The following is a 1,606-nucleotide window of genomic DNA, read 5'->3' as shown; positions in this document are numbered from 1 at the left end:
TTGTGCGGACCATACGCTTTCGGAGCATCCTTCCACTGAAGGCCGTTGCGGATCACATAAACGATCCCGCTCAGAACACGCCGGTCATCCACGCGTGGCACTCCGTGCGCCAGAGGGAAAAACGGCTCAATCCGCTCCATCTGCCTCTCAGACAGCAAAAACACGTCACTCACAGCCTCATCTCCATCGATAAGACTGTGAATCACAATGCCCCACTCAGTTCAATAAATTAATAGGTCCTGAGCCTAGCAAAACTAAACGACTTCAATATTACAGGAAACAACGGCAATATTGCACTTAACTCTCCCGGAGTCATTCAAGCAGGAACTCTTGTCCTCAAATCGTCCCGTACCTCAAGTAAAATAAATGCACCACCCGGGACCATAGGTTCCGATGGCGATGCTACCCGCTACGTCAAGCATCTCATCGACCGCTACAACGAATATGCAAAGAGTGAACCTTCACGGACCCGCAAATTTGCGTTTGCTGTGATCTACAAAGCCATTGAACGTAAATTTGGATCAAACTGGAAATTGATTAGCCTTAATCAATTCGAAGATGTATGCACATTTCTCAAAAACCGCATCGGTCGAACACGAGTTGGCAAGCTCAATACAGCCAAAGGTTATCCGCTTTTTTCAAGTTTTGAAGTATTTACACTCAAGAATCGCAAATAAATCATAGCGGCATGGCCGACAACAGTGATCAGATCGCGCTGCCCCCCGCACTTCCATGGGCGAAGAGTCGATGGAGCGCCCGCTCATCCAGCCTGCCGGAAGAACGGCACTTCCATATCCTTCATGATGCACCTTCCCCTTTCGCGCCACCGCCAAACACCAGTATTTGTACGACGCGCCTGTATCCGGGACTAACCATAACTACGATTCCGTACGCTGGAGCACGCACAAGCACGATGTTCCATAATGCGGATTTCCATTGAAATAACAGTCATCTGTCCGGATCGTGTGTCTGTTTTCCTTGCCATGCGGTCGGAAGAGAGCGACGATGACGGACAGACTCAGCCAGTCCCTTGCCCCGGCGTATCGACCGCCTGAGCCCGAATTACGGCTCGTCCTGCGGCCCGATGCCCCCGACCCGCGCCTTGTAGCGTTCGTTCGCCTGATGGCACGCCGCGCGGCACGGGACTGGTTTCGGTTGCAGCAACAGGAGCAGCGCCGCCGCTCCGGACCGTAAGGGATGCCTCGTCATGAAGGTCGCGCTCTACGCCCGCTATTCCTCCGACAACCAGCGCGACGCCTCGATCGCCGATCAGCTTCGGGTCTGCCGCATTCACGCGGAAAAGCAGGGCTGGACCATCGTCGAAGAATATACCGACCACGCCATCTCGGGCGCCTCCCTGATGCGGCCCGGCATCCAGGCGCTGATCGCCGACGCACAGCGCGGACGGTTCCAGATCGTGCTGGCCGAGGCGATGGATCGCCTGTCCCGCGACCAGGAGGACATCGCCGGCGTCTTCAAGCGCATGAACTATGCCGGCGTGCGGATCGTCACCCTTTCAGAGGGCGAAGTCTCCCATCTCCATGTCGGCCTCAAGGGCACGATGAACGCGCTGTTCCTGAAGGACCTGGCCGAGAAGACCCATCGC

Annotated in this window: 3 protein-coding genes; 2 read left to right on the top strand and 1 reads right to left on the bottom strand. The window is 55.4% G+C overall.

Annotated features, from left to right (window positions below):
* Window positions 1-173 (bottom strand): transposase (locus KP701_RS16080; RefSeq protein WP_215747542.1); only part of this gene is annotated, 173 nt, incomplete at its 3' end.
* A gap of 832 nt (window positions 174-1,005) precedes the next feature.
* On the opposite strand from KP701_RS16080, the gene KP701_RS16075 reads away from it, so the two are divergent.
* Window positions 1,006-1,194: a hypothetical protein gene (locus tag KP701_RS16075; protein WP_215747907.1), complete on the top strand. Its 189-nt coding sequence runs from the start codon at window positions 1,006-1,008 to the stop codon at window positions 1,192-1,194.
* 13 nt (window positions 1,195-1,207) lie between these two features.
* Window positions 1,208-1,606 (top strand): recombinase family protein (locus KP701_RS16070; RefSeq protein ID WP_215747906.1); only part of this gene is annotated, 399 nt, incomplete at its 3' end.

This window comes from Gluconobacter sp. P1C6_b (assembly GCF_018811945.1).
Classification (GTDB): Bacteria; Pseudomonadota; Alphaproteobacteria; order Acetobacterales; family Acetobacteraceae; genus Gluconobacter.
Note: the sequence above shows the minus strand (reverse complement) of the source record. Positions and strands in the feature narration are given on the sequence as shown.